Raw genomic sequence first — 1181 nt, 5'->3', positions numbered from 1 at the left:
GTTCAAGGCCAGCGCCGAAGACATCGCGCGCATCTGCCATGCGCACCCGTCGCTGTCGGAAGCCACGAAGGAAGCGGCACTTGCCGTGGACAAGCGCACGCTGAACTTCTGATCCTTTGACCAGCGTCAAACAGGCCTATGAGGCGGAACTCGCTGTGCGCGGGTTCCAGAGCGATCCCGCGCAACTGCGCGCCGTGGAAGCGCTGGATCGCTGCGCTCGGGAGTGGGGCGAGTACAAGGCTCAGCGCTCCAACGCGCTGAAGAAGTTCATCAACCGGCCCGAGCTGCCGCGCGGCGTCTACATGTACGGTGGCGTCGGGCGCGGCAAGAGCTTCCTGATGGACCTGTTCTTCAACGCGGTGCCGCTCAGGCGCAAGACCCGGCTGCACTTCCACGAGTTCATGCGCGAGGTGCACCGCGAATTGCGCGAGCTGCAGGGCACGGTCAACCCGCTCGACGAGTTGGGGCTGCGCATCTCCAAGCGCTACAAGCTGATCTGCTTCGACGAGTTCCATGTGGCGGACATCACCGACGCGATGATCCTTCACCGCCTGCTGGTGGCGCTGTTCGAGAACGGCGTGGGCTTTGTCACCACCTCCAATTTCAGGCCCGACGACCTTTACCCCGGCGGGCTGCACCGCGACCGCATCCTGCCCGCGATCGCGCTGCTCAACCAGAAGCTCGAGGTGCTGAGCGTGGACAACGGCACCGACTACCGGCGCCGCACGCTCGAGCAGCTGCGCATGTACCTGACGCCCAACGATGCGTCGGCCGAAAAGGAGATGCGCAAGGCCTTCGACAGGCTGGCCGAAACGGCCGACGAAAACCCGGTCCTGCACATCGAGCAGCGCGAGATCCGCGCCAGGCGCAAGGCCGGCGGCGTGGTCTGGTTCGACTTCAAGACGCTGTGCGGCGGGCCGCGCTCGCAGAACGACTACCTCGAGATCGCGAGCCAGTTCCACACGGTGCTGCTGTCCGACGTGCCGCACATGCCGGTGCGCATGGCCTCCGAAGCACGCCGTTTCACCTGGCTGGTCGACGTCTTGTACGACCGGCGCGTCAAGCTCATCATGTCGGCCGAGGTACCGCCGGAGGCGTTGTACACCGAGGGGCCGCTCGCGCACGAATTCCCGCGGACGGTTTCCAGGCTCACCGAAATGCAATCGAGCGAGTTCCTCTCC

At 65.2% G+C, this 1181-nt stretch carries 1 protein-coding gene; it reads left to right on the top strand.

The window, feature by feature from the left end:
• Window positions 1-116: 116 nt before the first annotated feature.
• Window positions 117-1181: cell division protein ZapE (gene zapE / locus AC1DOC_RS34425; RefSeq protein WP_478131675.1), on the top strand; the 1065-nt coding region annotated here is incomplete at its 3' end.

It is taken from the genome of Variovorax sp. 01T439_2, assembly GCF_056398445.1.
This window is presented reverse-complemented; position numbering and strand designations above follow the sequence as displayed.